Below are 22521 nucleotides of genomic sequence, written 5' to 3'. Positions count from 1 at the left end.
AGACACAATGAACAAACTGTTAGAGAAAGCAAAAAAAATCAAATGTCTGATTTGCGACGTCGACGGGGTACTGACCGACGGTCTGCTTTACCTTGATAACCACGGGAATGAGCTGAAAACGTTTCACGTTCAGGACGGTATGGGACTTAAATTGTTAATGGCCGCGGGTATCGAAGTCGCCGTCATCACCACATCCCGCAATGCGGTCATTGATCATCGCATGCAGCAACTGGGCATTACTCATTATTTCAAGGGCCAGGTGGACAAACGTGATGCCTTTGCTGAATTAAAGCAACGGCTGGGATTTGACAATGAGGAATTTGCCTACATCGGCGACGATCTTCCTGATTTACCCATTATCCGGCAGGTTGGCCTGGGCATCACCGTACCCGGAGGCGTTCGCCAGGTCAAGGAATTCGCAAGCTGGGAAACGTCGCTGCAAGGCGGTCGCGGCGCCGTACGCGAAGTATGTGACTTGATTTTAAGCGCACAGCAAAAACAGGATACGGCCCTAATCAGGTATCTCGCCTCATGAACGCCGCCAAACAAGCCGTCTGGCTCTTTTTTACCCTGATTGCCCTGGCTTGTTCAGGGTATTATTTCGCCAGCTCCAGTCCGGTTGAAAAACTGGATGACAAAACCTTGTCCCAAACCGCTGATACCATCATCACTCACTTAAATGTTCGCCAGTTTGACGAGCAGGGAAAATTGATCAATTATCTCAAAACCCCGGAATTGCAGCATGTTCCCGAAAACGATACCCATTTATTGCAATCACCGGAAATAGTTATCGCCCAACCTGATCAGCCGGACTGGGAAATCCGTTCCAGGCGGGCAAAAGCCGTTCATGGCGGAAAGGAAATCACCTTTATCAACGATGTGACCGTGCATCAGCAATCGGGAGAGAAGACTCAGGAAAGTACCTTGCGCACGAACGAACTGACCTATTACCCTCAACAAAAACTGGCGACCTCCGCATTAACCGTTACTTATGAAAGGCCGGGAAGCATCATATACTCCGATGGTATGAAAGCCTGGCTTGCAGACAAGCATGTCAAATTGTTAAGCAGAGCACGCGCAACTTACGAGCCTAATCATGGATAAATTATTTCTTTTTTTTCTTTTAATTCTGCCCCTGACCTTTCAATGCGCCTTTGCCTTGCCACAAGACAAGGAAAAGGTCATGGAGTTATCCGCCGATACGGCGGACTTAAATGAACAAACGCATCGTGGTGAATACGTCGGCGATGTGGAACTGGATCAGGGCACAACCCATTTACGTGCCTCCAAAGCCGTCACGGAGGGGAACCAGAAAAACAAACTGGTCGTCGCCATTGCCTGGGGAGACAAGATTAATCAGGCGCATTACTGGACTCAAACAGCGACGGACAAACCCCTGTTGCACGCTTTTGCGGATACCATCCGCTACTACCCGGATCGCCATTTGATCGAATTGATCGGAAACGCCCGGGTTGAACAGGGTGACAACTCCTTTTCTGCGGCAAAAATAAGCTATGATACCCTGAAGCAGCATGTCCTCTCCAAAAGCGATGGCAAAACACGCACCATGATCGTTATTCACCCTGACAAGCAAACCGGGAAAAAAGCATGACATCGCTGGTTGCCAGACATTTAAAAAAATCATTTAAAACCCGTACCGTAGTCAATGGCGTTAACCTGTCCATCAATCGCGGGGAATGCGTTGGTCTGCTTGGCCCCAATGGCGCCGGAAAAACAACCTGCTTTTACATGATTGTGGGATTACAGTCCTGCGACGAAGGCCAGATTATTCTGGGCGGCAAGGATATTACCAGGGAACCCATGCACCATCGCGCCCGTATGGGCATAGGCTATTTACCCCAGGAAGCCTCCGTTTTTCGTAAAATGACCGTTGCCGATAACATCTATTCCATTCTGCAGCTACGCCAGGATTTGAATGAACCGCAACGGAAGGAAAAACTGCAGGAATTGATGCAGGAATTTCATATCAGCCATCTCCACAAAAATCTCGGCATGAGTTTATCGGGAGGCGAGCGCAGACGGGTTGAAATAGCGAGGGCCCTGGCTATTGAACCGACTTTTATCTTACTGGATGAGCCGTTTGCCGGCGTGGATCCCATTTCCGTACTGGATATCAAAAAAATCATTTCCCACCTCTGTGATAAAAACATCGGCGTACTCATCACCGATCACAATGTTCGTGAAACACTGGATATCTGCGAGCGCGCCTATATCGTCAGTCAGGGTAAAATTCTTTGTGAAGGGTCTCCCGCGGACATCCTGGAGAACCAGCAGGTACGTACCGTTTATCTGGGCGAGGAATTTTCGTTATAATCATGCTGCTTGTTATTGATAATTATGATTCATTTACCTTCAATCTGGTGCACTATTTTCAGTGCCTGAAACAGGATGTACAGGTTTTTGCCAACGACAAAATCACGCTTAAAGACATTGAGCGGCTTGCACCTTCCCACCTCGTTATTTCCCCGGGGCCAAACAGTCCCGAGGAAGCCGGGATTTCAGTAGCTGCCATCAAACGTTTCCATCAAACCATCCCCATTCTGGGAGTTTGTCTGGGGCATCAATGCCTGGCCTATGCCTTCGGCGCATCCATCACTCGCGCCCGACAAATCATCCATGGTAAAACATCGGCAGTCTTTCACCATAAGCATAACCTTTTTCACCGGTTACCCAATCCTTTTCAGGCGACCCGTTATCACTCCCTCGCTATTGAATGTTCAAGCCTGCCAACGTGTTTTGCCATAGACGCCTGGGCTGATGATGGCACGATTATGGCGATTTCCCATCGTCATTACCCGTTATTTGGTCTACAATTTCATCCGGAAGCCATTTTAAGTGAACATGGCCTAACTTTATTGAGCCACTTTCTACAATATGAACACCAATAAATTATTCGAACAACTGATTGCAGGCGACCACCTGAATGACACACAAATGCAGGAGATAATGAAATCCTGTATGAGCGGTGAATTATCAGACGGTCAAATTACGGCTTTTTTAGCATTGATGCGCATGAAAGGCGAAACCGTAGACGAACTCACCACAGCGGCCCATGTGATGATGGAATACGCGCATTGTATCGACTTGGGTAATGATTTAATCGACATCGTAGGTACGGGAGGCGACGGTAAAAATACCTTCAATGTTTCCACGGTGTGCAGCATTGTGGCCGCCGCGGCCGGGGCTTTTGTCGCCAAACACGGGAACCGCTCGGTGTCCGGCCGAAGCGGCAGCGCCGATGTATTAACCCAGGCCGGGATCGAGTTGCAACTGGGTGACGGACAATTGAAACACTGCATGGAAAAACTACATATTTGTTTTCTGTTCGCGCCTCATTTTCATACGGCCATGCAACATGTTCGCGTTGCCCGCCAGCAATTGGGTATACGCAGTTTTTTTAATTTATTAGGGCCATTGATTAATCCTGCCCGTGTCCGCAAACAGGTAGTAGGTGTTTTCTCCAGTCACTTGCTTCAACCTGTCGCACAAGTCCTGAAACGCCTCGGAAGCCAGCGGGCACTGGTGATTCACTCTCGTGACGGCCTGGATGAAATCAGCATCAGCGACATCACCGATGTAGTGGAATTGCATCAGGGACAATTCAAACAATGGTCTGTTGATCCCCGGGATTACCATTGTCATCATGCCAGTCTGGATGGGATCATTATCAACTCCCCGGAACAAAGCCTCAGGCTGATTGAAGACGTGCTAAATGGACAACCCGGACCTGCCCGTGACATCGTTCTGCTCAATACGGCCGCGGCACTCTTTTGTGCCGGGACAGCCGATGATTTGGCGCGAGGGATTCGGCTGGCTGCCGAAGCCCTCGATACGGGCAAAGCCAAATCACTTTTTTATCAATTAAAAGAATTAACCCAAACCGTAAAAAAATCATGATCAGTATTCTCAATGACATTGCAAGGCATAAACATCTGGAAGTGGCTGCGGCCAAAAAAAAGAAACCGCAATCGGCTTTTTATGAGCAACCTTTTCCCCCGCTTCGTGATTTTACGGCGGGGCTTAAAAAAAATAATCCGGCCATCATTGCCGAAATAAAAAAAGCCTCTCCCAGCAAAGGCATTATCCGTGCGGACTTTGATGTGGCGGCTATTGCGACAATTTACGAAAAACACGGAGCAAGCTGTCTGTCCGTTTTAACCGATCACCATTATTTTCAGGGCGAGCACCGTAATCTGGGTATTGCCCGCGCCAATTCCACCCTGCCTGCCCTGCGCAAGGATTTTATTGTTGACAGTTATCAGATCCATGAAAGCCGCTTCCTGGGCGCCGATTGCATTTTACTGATTGTCGCGCTTTTAGACGACAGCCAGTTACTGGATTATTGTCAAATAGCTCGGGAACTGGGTATGGCAGTGCTGGTTGAAAGTCATACACGAGAGGAATTGCAACGCGCCGTGTTGCTTCCTACGCCTCTCATGGGCGTTAACAACCGCAGTTTGCATACATTTAAAACCGATATAAACACGTCCCTCGAATTGTATGATCTGATTCCTGATGATAAATTCATGATTACGGAAAGCGGTATCAATACTCGCGAAGATATCAAATCCATGCAAGCTCGCGGCATTAACGCGTTTCTAATCGGTGAAAGTCTCATGCGTTGTGAAGACATAGGCGCCAAGCTCGACGAACTCATCTTGTAGATCAGTCTCCAGGTTCCGGGAATCTCAAGCAGAAACTGGATCCCGTGGATAAACCACGGGACGTAGGTAACGACCTTAAGCAAGTACCATTAGACGAGGCGCCCGGCCTGCGCTTTTTTACGAAAAATTGTCCGGGACAAAGCAAACCCTCAGCCAAAGTGAATATTTATTTGTTTTGATGTGCTAAATTTAGCATAATGTATGGTTTTTTAAGCAAGAATTTTATGACTGCAAAATCGTTATCCATCAAACTGTTAAAGGAAGCCGTACAAGTCGCGGAGTTAAACCATCAGGGAAAAACAGCCGACTACATTCCGGAACTGGCTAATGTCAATCAGGATTTAACCGCTATCGCCGTGCAAAAACCGGGAGAATCCGCGATTTCCTACACCAATTTGCCGCTTCAACCGGTGACGCTGCAAAGCACATCCAAACTGATCCCGCTGATTGGACTTCTGGAAGAGTTCGGCGCAAACCGATTGTTTGAATGGGTAAAAGTCGAACCGTCCGGTGATGATTTTGCCTCAATCACTCGTCTGGAACAATTCGGGCCAAAACCTTCCAACCCCATGCTCAATGCCGGAGCCATTACCCTGTGCTCCCATATACCGGGTACAGGAGAACAGCAGTTTGGCTGGATAGAAAGCTGGGTACAAAAACTGTTTAATCAACGCTTAAGCCTGAATCCCCTGGTTTTCGCTTCTGAAAAAAGGACCGGGGATCGCAACCGCTCGCTCGCCTATTTGCTAAAAAGCAGGAATAATCTGGCCATGGATGTTCATGAAACGCTGGATTTGTATTTCACTCTTTGTTCCTACGAAGCCTTACCGGAACAAATATTGTATTTACCCACCCTTCTCGCCAATGCCGGCAAAGATCCGGAAAGCGGCAAACAGGTGATCTCCAGTGAAACCTGTAAAATTACTCTGGCGATCATGGCAACTTGCGGATTGTATGATGAGAGTGGCACTCACATGGTTAAAACAGGTATGCCTGCTAAAAGCGGCGTTTCCGGTTATACCCTGGCCGTTGTTCCCGGCAAAGCCGGAGTGGTTGTTTTAAGTCCCCGTGTTAATGCCAAGGGCAATAGTATTCGTGGCGAAATCATGCTCGAACATTTGGCAACCGCCATGAACTGGCATTTTGCCATACCCTGACAACCCGGTGCGAAAGCAACTTACCCGCCTCCACCACCACCGCCTCCTCCATCCGTAGAGGTGGCATGAACTTCAGGCAGTTGCTGCGTTAAACTCACCACATGCACGTAGGCTGTCTGACTTGCGTCCGCATTGGTAAGTTTAAACAACTGCTCGGCTGCAGTTTGTCCGGCGGCAGGTAACTGATCGCTCACATCCGTGACATGCGCACTGTCGATATTTACTGTATCCACACTGCCGTCGGGACTATCGGTACCATCCGCTTTAATCTGCAAAACGGAAACATTTTCGCCGTTATTTAACTGAAGATTCAGTTCGCTGCCGGACGATAATTTCAAGACGGCTTCCAGATCGAGATTCAAAATGTTGCTGCCTTGCTCGGTCATGTCAATCTGTTCCCAATGACCATTGAAATGATCCTGGATTTCCTCGGCAGTCAAATTCATACCTTCCTCGGTGAATTTCACCGTATCAATACCCTGACCGCCACTGACCTGCCCCAAACCATCCATCTGATCAGGAATCAACACCGTATCATTACCCTGACCGAAATCAAATTCATTCTGCTGATCAAATGCAAGCAAATCCATCGGTAAAATATCATTGATGACAACATTAAATGAGGTCGCCTGCGTAGCGGATAATCCGGTATCGTCCGTTACCGTCACATAGACATCCCGCGCAACCCCCTCACTGGCTTCGCTGGCGACCGGAGTGAAACTAATGGATTTCAAAGCCATCTCATAAGCGCCTACCGGCACCGGATTGTTAACATCGGCGGCAGCAAAGGTGTATATAAAATCAGGATCATTACCATCTGGCGTCAATGTGTAATTCAGAACATGATCAGCGCCGTTGTAAGTTACTGTAACCTGATTATTCACCGTATCAAATTGCACGTTGGCGTTAGATAGAAAATTCAGCGTATCGCCTTCAATGAAACCATCGGTCGTAACAACCGCTTTTGTTAAATAGGCACTGTCCGGATCGGTCACGGATTCGATGATGGGTGAACTGTCCGTCGCATAGTTCTGGATATTAGCCCCCAGATCCACACTGAAAATGACGTCGTTGTAATCCTGATCGCCACCATCGTGTACATCTTCAAAACCAATAATAAGAAGCCCGGAATAGGCCGTGAGAGAAGGATCCTGACTAAAGGTAACGCCGCTTAAAGCATGACCTTCCGGAAAAGTTGCATAATCACTGTTTAACGTTTTGTCATGAGTAAAATAAATACTGCCATTTAAAGCCTGTCCTCCCACCAGCACCTGATTATTGACAATGGAAACGTTGTTATTCAGCGACTGAATGGAATCGTAGTTTCCGTTTCTAATAATATTGACATTGGCACTGTCGTTAGCCCCATCAGCGAGCAGGAAAAATCCGAGACCTTCTCCTGCAGAAACATCAGGCAGCGTAAAGGAAGCCGATTGATTAAACCCGAACGCACCACTGGTATTAGTGATCAAATTGGTGCCGCCATTGGGATTCTGGGCGCTTGAACTCGCTGAGGAATTTACCCAGATAAATCCGGCATCATTAATATTTCCGTCGGAATCATATGTGTAATAACCTACCATATTTCTATAACCGGCGCCTTCCGATACAAAATTGACCGTTGGTTCCGTAGCCACGGAAATGAAGGTATTGCTTAAATTAACACCATTAATGGGAACGGAAGTGACTTGCTGGCTTTCATTACCCAGAGCCTGAAGCAGCAGATATTCCGCAACGTCGGCATTACCGTAAGGTTGTTGTCCTTGCTCGGTACGGGTGAACTCCAGCGTTTTGGTTAACAAAGTCACGGACGGCGGATCAAGGTGATTCACCACAATATTCAAATTAGCCGTACTCAAATCGCCATCGTTATCCCGGATAGTATACTGGAATTGCACCTGTTCATCCTGATCGACGCCGGGAGCAATATAGGAGTAATCTCCGCTTGTAAAATCAAAGGTCAATCGGCCACCAAAATCATCGATAATGGTTACCGAATTATTAACGCCGTCGTAATCGTGATCCACACCCTGATAACTCACGGAAACAATACTCGGCACGTCAGGTCCATCACCGCCAAAGGCATCATTGTCCAGGACATTGCCTTGCACTACGTTATCAAGCTGCTCAATCAAGGTTGATGACAAATCCGTCGGATCAAGAACCTGAATAACCGTATCTCCGGTATTGCCCACCTCTTCCAGAGGGCCGGGGTTAAAATCACCGATACCAATGGGTATGACATCAATGTTATTCGTATCGACAAAAGACTGCCATCCGGCAGGCGCTCCGGCACTTGCAGGAACCGGCACACCATCGGATAGAAAATAAACAACATTTTGATAACCGGCCACTTGCGAAAGAGGGTTCAGATCCAATTCCAGATTATCTTGCGTCACATCAAGCGCATCGTTGTATTCCGTGCCTGATCCGGGAATGGGATTTTGACTCACCTGCAGATTGCCAATAAAATTTAGTGCATCCACCAGTTCGCCGTGCAAAATATCAAACTTTGCGGTGGCAAACGCGCCGGAATTGCCTGATCCGGATGCAAAAGGCACCACGGTTACAAACACTTCACCATTATAATTGGCGTATTCCTGAGTTAAATTGACTAACGCTTCCCTCGCTAACTCCAGGCGGCTTTGGCCAATTAAAGGATCAACCACACCCATACTGCCTGACACGTCAACGACATAATAAATGTTTAACTGGGCGTTCGGTTCATTCACGGAGACCGAATCATTTTGGGCAACGGGCAAATCATCCTGGACATGAACACCGAAGGACTGACCCAGATTGACCTTGTCTCCGTCCGCGTCAATAGCGTTGATAATAGCGCCAAGCTGAATTGGCAACGATTGCGTATCATCATCCTGCGCTATCGGCGGCGGGAGGTGATCAAGATGGCTCTGCAACGTAAAATCATAGTTCCCGGTGGTTTTATCGAACGTGAAGGTAAATACGTCCTGCCCCAGATAATCCTTGGCAACCACACTCTGTATGCCGTTATTTTCCGAAGCGCTGTAACTCAAGGCTTGTCCATCCGATGTCAAACCAAACGCAGCCAGGGTTGTAAGGTAATCTGTCGTTAACTCAAATCCACCCGGCCCATCGGCGCCAAAATCCACCAGAGAAGACAGGGAGCCACTGATATTTAAAGTTTGGCCCGGATCCGCATTGCCCGCTGGTAACGCATCTTCATAAACCAGCTGAGCCGTATCGGTATTTCCATTCACCAAAGGCCCGTCGTCGTTGATGGAAAAAGTACCCTGACCAAGATTCAATGCCTGCTCTACCGAATCACCGTCGGCGTCGGTGACAATGGCCCTGATAGTGAAATCATCGGCGTTAGCTGTCGTAAGCGTGGACAAATCGTTGGCGTTCGCGCTGTCGCTATGCCACACGGCCCGGTTTTGCGCGAACGTCACCTCACCCGTGCCACCATCCACCGTGACGGTAAAATACGTCTCGCCATTCACCTGCCCTTGCACAGTATGGCTGTCTACCTGCACCAGTTGGATTTCATCGCCCTGGCCGTTAGCCTGATTGGGATCGATGGCATACAAACCGGAACCCGGCTGGCCGTTTAAGCTCAGTTCATAAACGGTTTGACCCGCGCCGTCCTCCCCGTAATCAATGGCCGGTTGAAAGTTATCGGCGTAATTCGCCGTAGCCACCGCATTGCCCGTTGCCAGATTCGTTTCATCCACATTGAGCGGATCGGCGGCTACGATCAAACCCGGATCAATGCCTGGCCCGTCGTCGTTGATGGAGAAAATGCCTTGACCCAACCCAAGCTGGTAGCTGGCTTTATCACCGTCTCCGTCTATGGCCGTTACCCTGATAAATAAATCATTTATGTCCGGGGTATTTAATGAGGCCAGATCATCCGGATTGGCCGGATTTCCATGCCAGATCGCCTCTGACTGGGCAAAAGTCATTTCCCCGCTATTGCTGTCGATACTGATCGTAAAATACTCTATACCGCCAGCAATCCCTCGAATAGCCCCCCCTTCTTCAATCAACTGAATTTCAACGCCTTTCCCATCGACAGCCGAAGGATCGTTCGCATACAAGCCGGACGCTACCTGATCCGCAGTGACGCCCAGGCTAAAAACCAGTTCTCCCGGATGATCAAGGGTATCGTCCATGCCAAAATGGACGGCGCCGGCAAACGTATTGAAGTAATTCACCGTTGCAACCGCATTGCCGGAAGAGATATTGGTTTCATCCACATTCAAGGGTAGTGGGCTTTCTACCAGAGCCTCTTCTATTTTAGGCCCATCGTCATAAATGGTGACCGAAAACCGATCCGTTGCCGAAGCCCCGTCGTTTCGGGTAGCGGTGACGGTTATCGGCACCGTTATGGCATCATTTGGATCGCTGGCATCAGGATGCTGCAGGGGAGTTAACTGTTTGAATTCATAATTTATTTCATTATTACCCGAACGTACTACCATAATTTGCCAGCTTCCGTCCGTAGCCGTCAGAGTTTGAGTTCCACTATGCCAAACCGCCGCGTTGCTGTCTGGAGTACTCAGCTCCACGGATGTGATTTCCGAAGCCGCGGTACTGGATTGCACGCGGTTCACCACCGTGGCAAGCCCATCTGATTCATCAACGGACACGGAAGATACACCGATAGCAAAAGGAGTCGTTTCAGTAACGTCTGGATTTGAAACAAAATCAGAGGCTTGTTCCGAACTATCCGGTTCGTAGAAAAATACGTGTTGTTCCCCGCTGTTGGTGTCTACACTAACACCAACGGTTGGGTATCCGGCCGTCACAGCCCCAACACCATACAGAGGATCAAGAACGAAAAAACGGCCACCCTCCCCAATCGTTTCTTCACCGGCCGCCGTTTCTTCCAGAACATTCAAAATGATGGTGGGATCAATCCCTTTTGCCAACGCTTCGTCAACAATCTGTTCGACTAATGACTCTTGTGGTGCGGCTTTAAGAAGAGGTGAAATACCGTCAATCTGAACAGGCCGGTTGAGCGCCAGGGCTTCCGGGAAACCTTCCAGCATATGGATATAAGCATTACCGCTTAATAAAGTCAGGATATCACCTTGATGAACTGGCGTACCCAGTTTTGCTACCTCATTTCCTCCATCCCTTGTATTTTTAATCAGAATGCCTTCCAGTCCCTGAACCACCCCAGATAAGCTCGGTACTACCATAAATACCCCAACCATTGTATATATCAGGTTTATTTATACAAATATAGTACAATAAAAATACATACTGATGGTTTTTTGGGATAATTTACACATTATTCACTCTAAACAGGTTGTACCTTTCCCAAATATCGCCCCTGCCCCCATTGCAAATGCAAATTTTTTAAAGACGACCATTGTTTTTCGGACTCTATTTGAGTGGCAATCACCTCTATATCAAGCGTCTTAGCCATTTCATTAAAGTAATGAATAAAAAACTGTTTATTCTGATTATCCTGAATATCATAAATCAGACTGCCGTGAAGTTTTAAATAATTAACCGGTAACTGGTTAAGATAGTGCATCGGAGAGAAATGAATCCCCACCTGATCCACACCAATCCTGATTTTTAATTTTTGTAATTGCCTCACAAAGGACTCTACTTCGTTAAAATGACTCATTACAATCAATTCATTTAACTCGATACTTAAACGTTCACGCAAGCCTTGGGGAATTTTTTTCAGTTGTCCAAGATATTGCTTGCAATTCGCTTCATCCAATAATGTGGCTTGTGTCAAATTCAAGGCAACGTCCTGCTTTGCGAGAATATCCTTTGCTAAAACAGTATCCAATACCAATTGATCTATTTTATGAGCCAACCCATGCCGTATTGCCAAAGGCATGAAATAACCGGCGCTGAAATTTTCCCCGTCCACAGGCAAGCGGACAAAAATTTCCTGGTGTAGAACGCTCTGACCGTCCGTAATGGGTTGGGCATACAAAACCAGTTTTCTCTCCGATATGGCTGCAAGCAGAAACTGCGCATCGACAGTAACCGCATTATACACGGGGATATCAGGACTATAGGCCATACGACCGGCCTGTGTACGCGCATCATGTAATACCTGATCGGCGTCTGCCAGCAAGGTTTCCGGAGTTTGATGCAACTGATAAGCGGTTGCCGCAATGCTGATGGTGCAATTCGAATCTTTGGGCAACAAGGCCTGAATAATCTGATTAAATTCATTACATTGGTTGATGAAGTGAGAGGTCTCGCTTTCTTTAACCAGTAAGGCGAAATGGCTGCCGCTGATACGCGCCACCATCGTAGAAGGCGTTTTTTTCCAAAAGCTGACACAGGTTTTCGCTACTTTCCTAACCGTTTTATCACCTTGCTGATAGCCTGATTCCTGATTGAGTCTATCCAGGCCGTCAATAGCAACCAGAATCATAAAACCAGGTAAAAATTCTTCATCGTGATTTAACAACGCTGATAATTGCTGTAAAAAATAACGCCGGTTACCCAATCCGGTCAATGGATCCTGATAGGATTGCTGACGTAATACATCAATTTGCTGCAATTGTTCCTGAAACAATCGCTTGATTCTCAGCACCATCTGGTTCATGGCCAGCGTCACTTTTTTTAACTCGGGCGTCGAGGGTATGACGGATTCTATGGGAAATTCCCGGTCGCAAATGGCTTCAGCCTGATTTCGCAGACGACTCAACGGCTTCAAAAGCCAACGGATAAATAAAAATACAATCACCAGAGACACAAATGCAAACAGTAAATACCAGCAGGCCAATTTAGTCATACTGTTCCAGAGCGCGTCGCAAGCGTAACTGCTGTCGCTGCTAACCAAAACCTCACCAACCTGCTGCCACCCCCTCATGACAAGAGCGGACTGCACGGAGGCAGGCCAATCAATTAAATTGGTAAACCAGTCGGGTGCTTGCCCGATTCTTTTGGGAGCATAACGGGCAATCAATATCTCATCGTTCATATCCCGTACTTCAATCATGGCAAAATAACCACGGTCAAAAACGGCCTCCACCATGGAAAGCATCATGGGTTTGTCTTTGTTGTGAAGGGCGTGAGAGAGCGATAATCCAAGAGAAGTCGCCGTATCCTGGGCATTACTGGTCATTTGCTTGATAAAAAAGTTTCGCTCATTATGAAACGTAATTAAGAACGTACCTATAAAAATGATCATAAGTACACTCAAAACGCCCACTGCCATTTTTTTGGTTAATGTCATGGAGTATCACCTTTATTTCGCATACGTAGTATTAAATCCCGCCATTTATCCAGCCTGGTGGAACGTCCCAGTGGTTTTTCCCGGCCGCGCTGCTTGGCCAGCCATAATCCTTCACCATTGAAACTGTATACCGGGATAAGATCCGGTCGCCTGGAGGCCGGTAATATGGCACCGACCAGATTATCCAGAATCAACGGTTCCGCCTGCGGAGTGGCATAATACGTCAATACCATATGGGCACGATTATAGGTTCTCGATGTCACGTAAGTAATACGCAGGGATTTGATCGGTACTTTAAGAGCCAGCAAGGTAAAATACTTGGCAATGGAAAAATCTTCACAATCACCGCCGCCATCGGCAATAAATTCTTCCGGTGTTTTCCAGTAATCCGTTGTTCCCTCATAATCACTGTCTTTCTCGAAATAAAATTGATTAAAGAAATCATTGGTTACTTTCAGTTTGTCTTTTATTGATGAATTTTGCTGTGAGTGAATTAATTTATTCCAGGCACGGAGGCGGCGTCCGGCATTGTCTTTGGTATGCTGCTGGCCGGGTCTCTGCTCTTCATTAAAGGCAAGAAACAGAGAGCTATCTCGAATACTTTTCCCCAACCCGGACTGGAGACTGAAAAACAGACCTGCCGCAAGCAAATATTTAACCGCGTTTGGGAGGTTTTTTCTCAAATGTGACCAACACTCCCTGTACATGGGCAATTTCCTTGAGCCTTTCCATGCCGTTTGCAGCGTGTCCTCTATATTCATAGGGTCCGATATAAACACCAACTCCTTTTTTATTGGTTTCCTTGGAAAAAGCGGTAAAGCCCATGCCGTTAAGGCGGTTTACCAGCGCTACCGCATTCGCCTTGCTTTTGAACACTCCGGCAGCAACGTACCAGTTCAATGGCGACGGGGGAGCGGGTATCGCCGTATTTTTATCAATAATGGCTTTTGTTAACGGTACCGTTTCCATATTTTTAACCGGCTGGGCAAGAAACAGTGACCTGTCACTCGTATCCGGATAAGGTACGCCATCCATAGTATTATCAAGCAGAATATGGGTTTGAGCCGAAGTAAAGATATCATTATTGACGACATTGACCGGCAATCTCATTTTCAGATAAGGCAGTAACTTGCCCATACCATTCAAAACCCGAAACCGTGAATACATTTCATCGTTTAATCCGCGCGCGTATTCGATTTGCGACTGATAGAACTCATTTTGAGAATCCAGCAAGTCGAGCAAGGTACGTTTACCAAGTTTAAACTGCTCCTGATAGGCGCTTCTGGTTTTTCTCGACGCGCTCACGTGCGTTCGCAACGGCTTAAGGCGAAGTCCCGCAGACGTCCAGGCATTCCAGGACAAGCGAATGGCTTCCTTTAAATCAATCAGGGCCTTGTTTTTCACTTCATAGGCTTGCTGCACCTCATAAGCAGTTAACCGGACATTCGCCTCATCGGAACCGCCGCGAAAGATATTATAATTCATGCGAACAATAGCCAACCGATCATTATTAGGGCCTATCAATCCATCCAGATTCCGGTTTTGCGAGGCGCTTAAAATAAGATCCACACGAGGAAAATAGGCGGCACGAGCCACCTGATATTGTGACTTGGCTTCCTTGACATCGGCATACGTGGATTTCACAGTCGGATGATAATCCAGCCCTTCCTCAATAGCCTTGCCCAATGTTGCGGGTAACTCACTGTTTTTGGGGATGCGGGGCCAGGTCAGGTTGCTGGGCCAGCTGCCAACCACTCTGGCAAAATTAATTCTAACCTCACGCAGATTCGCTTCCGCGCTGATAAGGTTGGACTCCGCAAGAGCGAGACGCGCGTCGGCCTGATCGACCTCAGCCGTCCTGGCCAGCCCGGCCAGACTTCTCTCCCTAATCATCCCGAAAACCTTGCGGTGTGCAGCCATATTGGCCTTGGCATAGCCATAAAGCTTTTCATGCAGCAAAACCAGAAGGTAGCGATTCACAACCTCCAGAGCCAAATCCTCGGCTATACCCTGGGTTTTCAGGGTCTGGGCCTCGTAACGATACTCATTACGCTTGAGTTCGTTAACAATGCCACCCCCGGCAAAAAGGGTCTGTGTCAACGCGGCATTCGATTCCTGACGCGTCAGGTTTCTGATCCCGGGTCCGTCAATAGCTGTCGTGGTCGGGTTTTCGCTACGCTGGCGACCATAACCCGCCGTGATATCCACGCTGGGATACAACGCACCCCTGGCTTTATCGATGCCTTGTTTATCCGACAGACTTTTTGCGGTGTTAAACAGAACATCGGGATTTGAAATCATACTATGTTCCACCGCGTCATATAGCGTTTGCGCCTGAAGCGGGAACGATACTACGAGGATAAAAGCCGTTAACGCATTTTTCATATCCTGTTCCCTGGAGTCTCGTGACATCATTAATGTTTGAATTTTAAATAAGTTAAAGCATAGAGTGGATAACTTCAACTGTTTTTATAATTGCCGATAGTTTGTTACCATGTTTTTAATCTATCCGCCATAAAAGAGAATTGTGTCTTGTCTACTTTGACAGTCAGTCAGTTGAATCGTCAGATCCGTACCTGGCTCGAGAAGGATATAGGCGAGGTTTCGGTCGTTGGTGAATTGTCCGGTATCAGCAAGCCCGCATCGGGCCATTATTATTTTACCCTGAAAGATCAAACCGCCCAGATCCGTTGTGTGTTCTTCCGCAATTACCATCAACCGGACAGCAAATTATTCAAAGACGGACAACAGGCCATCGTTCGTGGAAAACCAAGCCTCTATGAAGCAAGAGGTGATTACCAACTTATTGTACAGGAATTGACCGCCTACGGTTTAGGTGAACTTTACAGACAATTTGAGTTATTAAAAAACAGACTGGAGCAACAAGGTTTGTTCGCAGCGCATCGGAAAAAAGTCCTGCCCGAGTTTCCCGGCAACATAGCGGTTATAACTTCCTCAAGCGGCGCGGCTCTTCATGATATTTTAACGACCCTTTCCCGTCGTTACCCGCTGGCTGCCATTTATATCTACGCTTCGGAAGTACAGGGGAAAGGAGCCGCGCCACAATTAATCCAGGCTCTGAAGCAAGCCAACGCCGATCATCATTGCGACGTGATCCTGTTGGCCAGGGGCGGCGGAAGTATCGAGGATTTGTGGGCTTTTAACGACGAGCAACTGGCGCGGGCTATCAGCGAAAGCCGCTTACCCGTCGTCACCGGAATTGGGCATGAAACCGACTTTACCATTGCCGATTTTGTCGCGGATTACAGAGCCGCCACACCTACCGCGGCGGCGGAAGCGGTGACACCGGATCAATATGAACTCCTCAAACTTATTCAAACTTTTATTACAAGGCTGATCCGTGCCGCCGGACATATGATGCAGCAACGACAGATGAAATTATCCCATCAAATAATTAAAATCGCGTCGCCCGAACAGCTCATCTACAAATATTGGCAAACGCTGGACCACTTGCAACGACAACTCACGCAAACGTTACAACAACGGATCCACAGACAGCAACACCGGCTTCACCTGGCCTGTACCCATCTGCAAGCCAGACATCCTGTAACGCTGCTGCACCGTTCCCTGTCGCTTGCTCAACAGTACGAACAAAGACTGGTGCACGCCGTAAATGAAAGGCTGGAAAAACTACGGCAACGTTTGACGAATCAACTGGCCACCTTGCATGCCGTCAGTCCTCTCGCCACCCTGGACAGAGGGTATGCCATAGCAACCCATCACAGCAAAATAGTGTTTAACAGCCGGCAAGTCGAGGCCGGTGATCGTATAGAATTAAAATTGTCACGTGGCGAGTTAACCTGCGAGGTGCTGGATAGCAAAGCCCCGGATCGGACAACACGACCTGGAAAATTGAATCATGCTAGAGGAACTCAATAGCAGCCTGAATCTTATCGTCAGCCAGACCAAAGCGAATCTTGATACGCTGGCCGTTATCCTAGCGATACCCTGGCTTGTTTTTGCAGGCAACATACTTTTGCAAAACCGCTTGCTTTATCTGGGCATCATCCCCAGACGTCTGTATGGCTTGCCGGGTATTTTTCTCGCGCCGCTGTTGCACGCCAACTTCAATCACCTGTTTTTCAACTCCGTGCCCCTGCTTGTCCTAAGCAATTTTATTCTGATTAACGGCCTTCTCTATTTTGTCATTGTCACCCTGCTTATCACCGTTCTCAGCGGCACATTGATCTGGTGTTTCGCAAAACCGGGCATTCATGTAGGAGCCAGTTCCCTGATTACCGGTTATTGGGGTTTACTGGTCAGCGATATCCTGCAGCAAGGCACCTTGACCGCCATCATTCTTGGCGTCGTATGCCTTTATTATTTTGCCGGGATATTTTTGGGTATATTCCCCGGGAAAAAAGGCGTTTCCTGGGAAGGCCATTTGTTTGGATTACTGGCTGGCCTTGCAACCAGCTATGGCCTTCCCTACCTGTTGCAATTAATCGTCTGAATCCTGTATACCAAAAAGTTGTCGCCACGCCCGCCCTGATTTACAGGGTCATAGTCACACCAAGCCCGGCTTGTAATGCCTGTTCATAAATATACTGCGCGATACTCACATCCTGAATAGCTAACCCGACTGATTTAAACAACGTCATATTTGCCTGAAAACTGTTATTAGACTCACTGACTACCTGACCCAATTCGATGATATCCCCGGGATTCAGGCATTGGGCGTTAACTGCCGCGAACAGCTCTCCTGATTCGGCCATGGCTGATGCCACCTGATCCACAACAACCGTGGCTTTGGCCATAACATCGTTAGAAATTTCACGCATGGTGTGCGTATGTGAGCCAATGGCATTAATATGAACATCCGGTTTGATGTCCTCATAGTTCAGGAACGGTTCGCTGCTGGCTGTTGCCGTACAAATAATATCGGCATGCCGGACTGCGGTTCGGATGGTTTCGGGACACGTCACGTTGTAGCGGTGATCTATTTTTTTAGCAAACGCGACGGCGTTTTGGTGATTACGCGACCAAATAAGCACCTCTTTTACAGGGCGTACCGCCGCTACCGCTTCAAGTTGTGTCATGGCCTGGACTCCCGAACCGATAATCGCGACGCATCCAGCGTCTTCCCTGGCCAGATATTTCGTAGCCAGTCCCGATACCGCACCGGTACGCAAGGCCGTGATAAAACCGGCTTCCATCATAGCCTGGGCTTCTCCGGTCTCACTATTGAGAAGAACGATCGCCCCATTAATAACCGGTTTTTCACGTCCGCTGTTCCCGGGAAATATGGAGACCACTTTCAGGCCCAGAGCATGCTGATCTTCAAGATAGGCAGGCATGGTCAACATCATGGCATTTTCACTGGCAACGGAGACCGAACTTCGAACAGGCATGACAGCCCGACCAGTATAAAGTTGCCGGAATGTGGTTTCCATGACCTCAATAGCCTGAGCCATACCAATACATTGCCGGATTTCCTGTTGTGTCAATATTACAAATGTCATAAAAATTCCTTACCAATACGCCAGCCGATAATCGTGAGCTGTTTTTATTCCGCACCAGGCAATTTTATAGCAGATGCCGGAAGCAAATTCACCTGATACCCGATTTATAGTATACTCGCCTGTCTGGTGTTCATAAGTGCTTTAGCAAATCATGTCGCTCATTCTGAATCTACCTTCCTCGCCATCCAAACAAACGTGGGGACAGCTATATGGCTCCGGGTTGCCTTTGGCTGTGGCCGAATTCTGTCAAAATAACCCGGGCATTCACCTCATTGTCACCCCGGACAACCTGACAGCCGGTCAGCTTCTCGCAGAGATGCAATTCTTTTACGGCGAAAAATCCTCACAGCCACAATTACTGCTTTTTCCGGATTGGGAAACGCTTCCCTATGATCAGTTCTCGCCCCATCAGGACATTATTTCGGAGCGCCTGCGTACCCTGAGCCGAGTACAGCAAACAAGCCATGCCGTCGTTATCAGCTCGGTGAATACCGTCATGCATCGCCTGTGTCCGCCGCAATTTTTACAACAGCACGCCCTGGTTTTACAGGAAGGTCAATCGCTGGATTTGCAACACTTCCGCCAGCAACTGCAGCAAGCCGGCTATCATTGTGTCAATAAAGTTCTGGAACATGGCGAATTTGCCGTCCGCGGCTCCATCATTGATGTCTATCCTATGGGCAGCACACAACCGTTTCGTATCGAATTGTTTGACGACATCGTCGATAGCCTGCGTCTTTTTGATACGGAAACGCAACGCACCATTAAAAAAATTACGGACATTGAAATATTACCCGCTCACGAATTCCCCCTGAATGAGGAAAGTATTACCCGGTTTCGCCGCACGTTCAGGGAAATGTTTTCAGGAAACCCGGGGTTGTGTCCTGTTTACGAAGCGGTCACGAATGGTCAGGCCCCGTCAGGAATTGAATACTACTTACCCCTGTTTTTCCAGGAAACAGCCACTATTTTTGATTATCTCCCGGCCCAGGCGCATGTTTTACTCATTGAGGATATTCCTGAACGGGGAGAACAATTCTGGCAGGAACTGATCCATCGTTACGAACAACGTCACTACGACGTCACCCGTCCGATTTTAACGCCTCAGACCTGTTTTATCACCCCGACTGAATTACTGACCCACACCAATCAATTTCAGAAAATCCGCTGTTTCCACAAACCTGTGGATAAAAAAGGCGCCCTGCTGAATTTTAAAATTGATAAAGCGCCGTCATTGCCGATTGAGCGGCAGCATCAACAGCCGCTGCATAACCTGGTAGGCTATCTTAATCAACCGGAAAGAAGATATCTGCTGGTTGTGGAAAGCCCGGGACGGCGGGAAGTCTTGCTCGATTTGCTGAAACAAAGTGGAATACATCCGAAAATCCAACCGTCCTGGCAAGCGTTTCTTAACGACATCGACAGTGTGTTCAACATCACGACCGGGCCGTTAATCTATGGTTGCGAATTGATTGAACAACAATTGGCTATCATCGTTGAGGCGCAATTATTTGGCGAACAGGCTGTCCCCCAACGCCGCAGCAGCCAGAAAACCATCGACCCGAACCTGATTATCCGGGATCTTGCGGAACTTCGCATCGATGCCCCGGTTGTTCATCTGCAGTTTGGGGTAGGACGCTATCAAGGCCTGAAAACCCTGGAAAGCAATGGAACCGTTAACGAGTTTCTGGTATTGAAATACGCCGGTGACGATAAAATTTATGTCCCTGTGACTTCCTTGCATTATATTACCCGATACACCGGAATGGATAGTGAACACGCCCCTTTGCACAAGCTCGGGACGGATCAGTGGCAGAGAGAAAAAAGCAAGGCCGTCGAGAAAATCCATGACGTGGCCGTTGAATTGCTGGAAATTTATGCCAGGCGTGAAGCAAAACCAGGCTATGAATACCAGTTTCACGACCAGGATTATCAACGCTTTGCCAGCGGGTTTCCCTTCACGGAAACAGTCGACCAGCAAGGGGCCATCGAACAAATCATTAGTGACATGCAGTCTTCCCGTCCCATGGATCGACTGATCTGCGGTGATGTGGGCTTTGGCAAAACCGAGGTTGCCATGCGAGCCGCCTTTATTGCCGTACAAAACGGTAAACAGATATGTGTTCTGGTTCCCACAACATTGCTGGCAGGCCAGCATTTTGAAACATTTCGTGATCGTTTCGCGGAATTTCCCGTTAATATTGAGTTGTTATCACGCTTTCGCAGCGCGAAAGAATCAGACAAGGTGTTGCAGTCCCTGCAAAATGGGCAGACCGATATCGTTATTGGCACGCATAAACTGTTTTCCAGACAGATCCAGTTTAAAAATCTGGGTTTACTGATTATTGACGAAGAACACCGTTTTGGCGTCAAACAAAAAGAGCATATTAAAGCATTAAGAACTCATATTGATATTCTATCCATGACCGCCACCCCTATTCCGCGTACCTTGAACATGGCCATGGCGGGGATCCGTGACATTTCGTTAATTGCAACGCCTCCCGCCAAACGTCTGGCCATTAAAACATTCTGGCAGGAGAAAAACGATACCATGCTCAGAGAGGCCATACTCCGGGAAATTTTGCGCGGCGGCCAGGTCTTTTATCTGCATAATAATGTTCAGACCATTGAAAGGGTTTGCCTCGATTTACAGACCCTGGTTCCCGAAGCCAAAATCAGCAGTGCGCACGGTCAGATGCGCGAGCGGGAACTTGAAAAAATCATGTCGGATTTTTATCACCATCGTTTTAATGTGCTGGTCTGCACGACCATCATTGAAACGGGTATTGATATTCCGACAGCCAATACCATCATTATTGACCGCGCCGACAAATTCGGTCTGGCACAGCTGCACCAGCTCAGAGGCCGGGTTGGTCGCTCCCATCATCAAGCCTACGCCTATCTGCTGACGCCCAATGAAAAATCCCTGACGCCTGACGCCAAAAAACGTCTGGAAGCCATTGTTTCGCTGGAAGACCTCGGCGCCGGATTCACCCTGGCTACTCATGATCTGGAAATTCGCGGAGCCGGTGAACTGCTCGGGGAGGAACAAAGCGGAAACATGCAGGCCATAGGTTTTAATCTGTATATGGATCTGCTGGATAAAGCCGTCAGGGATCTGAAAGCGGGGAAAACGCCCGAGCTGGCCATGCCCTCGCAGCAAGGTCCCGAGATAGACTTGCGGATCAGCGCCATTATCCCGGATGACTATGTATCGGATATTCATACCCGATTGATCCTGTACAAACGTATCGCCAATGCCCAAAGCAGGGAACAATTGCGTGAACTCCAGATAGAAATGATTGATCGGTTCGGCCTGCTTCCGCAACCGGTCAAGCACTTGCTGCTGGTAACCGAGTTAAAATTGCTGGCTGCCAGGTTGGGCATCAACAGGATTAACGCCGCACAACAGCAAGGTAAAATTGAATTCGGGGAACAACCAAAAATTAATGCCGGTTCGCTGATTAAGCTCATCCAGCTGCAAGCGGCACGCTACAAACTGGATGGCCCCTCAAAACTGCGATTTACACTCGACAGTATCAATACCGAAGAAAAAATCCACGAAATCAAAACCCTTTTAATGAAGCTCGCCGATGGTGATTTGCAAATAACGGAACATTAGTGCTGTTTCCATTTAGTTTTGACAGGCGCCTGTCATTCCCGCCTGCGCGGGAATGACAAGAAATGGCACATTTTGTGCAATGCTACCTGTCAAAACTAAATGGAAGTGGTACTAGGCACTCACCTGCTCTCTTGGCACAATATTGAAATGAAACCCGCAATACGGCCGAAGGCCTCCTTACGGGCTACGGTTTTTATACAAAAAACATGTAGCCCGTCATGGAGGCGAAGCCGAAATGCGGGACAACGTTCACCTGGGTGATCACCTGTTCCACCGGAACAATATTGAACCATGAAACCCGCCATACGGCCACGGGCCTCCTTGCGGGCTACGGCTCTTTTGTAAAAAATAATACCCGGAAAATTTTGGGTAC

General features: G+C 48.0%; 16 protein-coding genes. 11 read left to right on the top strand and 5 right to left on the bottom strand.

Annotation, left to right across the window (positions count from 1 at the left end):
- Positions 1–7: 7 nt before the first annotated feature.
- The 8 genes from CKW05_RS05800 to glsA all read left to right on the top strand — a co-directional run bounded on the left by CKW05_RS05800 (position 8) and on the right by glsA (position 5842).
- On the top strand, positions 8–535 hold the full coding sequence (locus CKW05_RS05800; protein WP_058482187.1) for a KdsC family phosphatase: 528 nt from the start codon (positions 8–10) through the stop codon (positions 533–535).
- The gene (lptC, locus tag CKW05_RS05795) at positions 532–1104 is read left to right on the top strand and encodes an LPS export ABC transporter periplasmic protein LptC (RefSeq protein WP_058482186.1); all 573 of its coding nucleotides are present in this window, start codon (positions 532–534) and stop codon (positions 1102–1104) included. Before CKW05_RS05800 ends, lptC begins: the two co-directional genes overlap by 4 nt.
- On the top strand, positions 1097–1612 hold the full coding sequence (gene lptA, locus CKW05_RS05790) for a lipopolysaccharide transport periplasmic protein LptA (RefSeq protein ID WP_058482185.1): 516 nt from the start codon (positions 1097–1099) through the stop codon (positions 1610–1612). Before lptC ends, lptA begins: the two co-directional genes overlap by 8 nt.
- Positions 1609–2334 (top strand): LPS export ABC transporter ATP-binding protein, encoded by a 726-nt coding sequence (gene lptB / locus CKW05_RS05785; RefSeq protein WP_058482184.1) that lies wholly within the window; start codon positions 1609–1611, stop codon positions 2332–2334. The genes lptA and lptB overlap by 4 nt, the downstream gene beginning before the upstream one ends.
- A 2-nt stretch (positions 2335–2336) precedes the next feature.
- Positions 2337–2909, top strand: a complete 573-nt coding sequence (locus tag CKW05_RS05780; RefSeq protein ID WP_058482183.1) for an anthranilate synthase component II — start codon at positions 2337–2339, stop codon at positions 2907–2909.
- Positions 2896–3918, top strand: coding sequence for an anthranilate phosphoribosyltransferase (gene trpD / locus CKW05_RS05775; protein ID WP_058482182.1), 1023 nt, complete (start codon positions 2896–2898; stop codon positions 3916–3918). Before CKW05_RS05780 ends, trpD begins: the two co-directional genes overlap by 14 nt.
- Positions 3915–4685: an indole-3-glycerol phosphate synthase TrpC gene (gene trpC, locus CKW05_RS05770; RefSeq protein WP_058482181.1), complete on the top strand. Its 771-nt coding sequence runs from the start codon at positions 3915–3917 to the stop codon at positions 4683–4685. The genes trpD and trpC overlap by 4 nt, the downstream gene beginning before the upstream one ends.
- Before the next feature lie 224 nt (positions 4686–4909).
- A complete protein-coding gene (gene glsA, locus CKW05_RS05765; protein ID WP_058482180.1) occupies positions 4910–5842 on the top strand; it encodes a glutaminase A in 933 nt (310 codons plus the stop codon).
- Positions 5843–5862: 20 nt separating this feature from the next.
- Here glsA and CKW05_RS05760 read toward each other — a convergent pair whose 3' ends face one another.
- From CKW05_RS05760 to CKW05_RS05745, 4 genes are all read right to left on the bottom strand, one after another.
- Positions 5863–11028 (bottom strand): DUF5801 repeats-in-toxin domain-containing protein, encoded by a 5166-nt coding sequence (locus CKW05_RS05760; RefSeq protein ID WP_162264417.1) that lies wholly within the window; start codon positions 11026–11028, stop codon positions 5863–5865.
- 101 nt (positions 11029–11129) lie between these two features.
- Positions 11130–13043 (bottom strand): EAL domain-containing protein, encoded by a 1914-nt coding sequence (locus CKW05_RS05755; protein WP_058482178.1) that lies wholly within the window; start codon positions 13041–13043, stop codon positions 11130–11132.
- Positions 13040–13726, bottom strand: coding sequence for a transglutaminase-like cysteine peptidase (locus CKW05_RS05750; RefSeq protein WP_197697354.1), 687 nt, complete (start codon positions 13724–13726; stop codon positions 13040–13042). The genes CKW05_RS05755 and CKW05_RS05750 overlap by 4 nt, the downstream gene beginning before the upstream one ends.
- The gene (locus CKW05_RS05745; RefSeq protein WP_058482177.1) at positions 13698–15428 is read right to left on the bottom strand and encodes a TolC family outer membrane protein; all 1731 of its coding nucleotides are present in this window, start codon (positions 15426–15428) and stop codon (positions 13698–13700) included. Before CKW05_RS05745 ends, CKW05_RS05750 begins: the two co-directional genes overlap by 29 nt.
- A 147-nt stretch (positions 15429–15575) precedes the next feature.
- On the opposite strand from CKW05_RS05745, the gene xseA reads away from it, so the two are divergent.
- Positions 15576–16943 carry an exodeoxyribonuclease VII large subunit gene (gene xseA / locus CKW05_RS05740; protein ID WP_058482176.1) on the top strand — a complete coding sequence of 456 codons (1368 nt, stop codon included), beginning with the start codon at positions 15576–15578 and terminating at the stop codon, positions 16941–16943.
- Positions 16924–17517, top strand: coding sequence for a rhomboid family intramembrane serine protease (locus tag CKW05_RS05735; RefSeq protein ID WP_058482175.1), 594 nt, complete (start codon positions 16924–16926; stop codon positions 17515–17517). Before xseA ends, CKW05_RS05735 begins: the two co-directional genes overlap by 20 nt.
- 40 nt (positions 17518–17557) lie before the next feature.
- Here the strand turns inward: CKW05_RS05735 and CKW05_RS05730 are convergent, their stop codons facing one another.
- Positions 17558–18526 (bottom strand): ornithine cyclodeaminase family protein, encoded by a 969-nt coding sequence (locus CKW05_RS05730; RefSeq protein WP_058482174.1) that lies wholly within the window; start codon positions 18524–18526, stop codon positions 17558–17560.
- Positions 18527–18677: 151 nt separating this feature from the next.
- On the opposite strand from CKW05_RS05730, the gene mfd reads away from it, so the two are divergent.
- The gene (gene mfd / locus CKW05_RS05725; protein WP_058482173.1) at positions 18678–22148 is read left to right on the top strand and encodes a transcription-repair coupling factor; all 3471 of its coding nucleotides are present in this window, start codon (positions 18678–18680) and stop codon (positions 22146–22148) included.
- Positions 22149–22521 lie beyond the last annotated feature (373 nt).

The sequence above is a fragment of the Legionella spiritensis genome (genome assembly GCF_900186965.1).
Taxonomy (GTDB): domain Bacteria; phylum Pseudomonadota; class Gammaproteobacteria; order Legionellales; family Legionellaceae; genus Legionella_C; species Legionella_C spiritensis.
The sequence above is the reverse complement of the archived record's forward strand: the minus strand, read 5'-3'. Positions and strand labels throughout refer to the sequence as shown.

Bases quoted from the DNA above. Each gene is read 5' to 3' on its own strand.
- CKW05_RS05735 (WP_058482175.1), top strand. From the start codon at position 16,924: ATGCTAGAGGAACTCAATAGCAGCCTGAATCTTATCGTCAGCCAGACC.
- CKW05_RS05745 (WP_058482177.1), bottom strand. From the start codon at position 15,428: ATGAAAAATGCGTTAACGGCTTTTATCCTCGTAGTATCGTTCCCGCTT.
- CKW05_RS05755 (WP_058482178.1), bottom strand. From the start codon at position 13,043: ATGACATTAACCAAAAAAATGGCAGTGGGCGTTTTGAGTGTACTTATG.
- lptA (WP_058482185.1), top strand. From the start codon at position 1,097: ATGGATAAATTATTTCTTTTTTTTCTTTTAATTCTGCCCCTGACCTTT.
- mfd (WP_058482173.1), top strand. From the start codon at position 18,678: ATGTCGCTCATTCTGAATCTACCTTCCTCGCCATCCAAACAAACGTGG.
- CKW05_RS05730 (WP_058482174.1), bottom strand. From the start codon at position 18,526: ATGACATTTGTAATATTGACACAACAGGAAATCCGGCAATGTATTGGT.
- CKW05_RS05780 (WP_058482183.1), top strand. From the start codon at position 2,337: ATGCTGCTTGTTATTGATAATTATGATTCATTTACCTTCAATCTGGTG.
- trpC (WP_058482181.1), top strand. From the start codon at position 3,915: ATGATCAGTATTCTCAATGACATTGCAAGGCATAAACATCTGGAAGTG.
- trpD (WP_058482182.1), top strand. From the start codon at position 2,896: ATGAACACCAATAAATTATTCGAACAACTGATTGCAGGCGACCACCTG.
- lptC (WP_058482186.1), top strand. From the start codon at position 532: ATGAACGCCGCCAAACAAGCCGTCTGGCTCTTTTTTACCCTGATTGCC.
- CKW05_RS05760 (WP_162264417.1), bottom strand. From the start codon at position 11,028: ATGGTAGTACCGAGCTTATCTGGGGTGGTTCAGGGACTGGAAGGCATT.
- glsA (WP_058482180.1), top strand. From the start codon at position 4,910: ATGACTGCAAAATCGTTATCCATCAAACTGTTAAAGGAAGCCGTACAA.
- CKW05_RS05800 (WP_058482187.1), top strand. From the start codon at position 8: ATGAACAAACTGTTAGAGAAAGCAAAAAAAATCAAATGTCTGATTTGC.
- lptB (WP_058482184.1), top strand. From the start codon at position 1,609: ATGACATCGCTGGTTGCCAGACATTTAAAAAAATCATTTAAAACCCGT.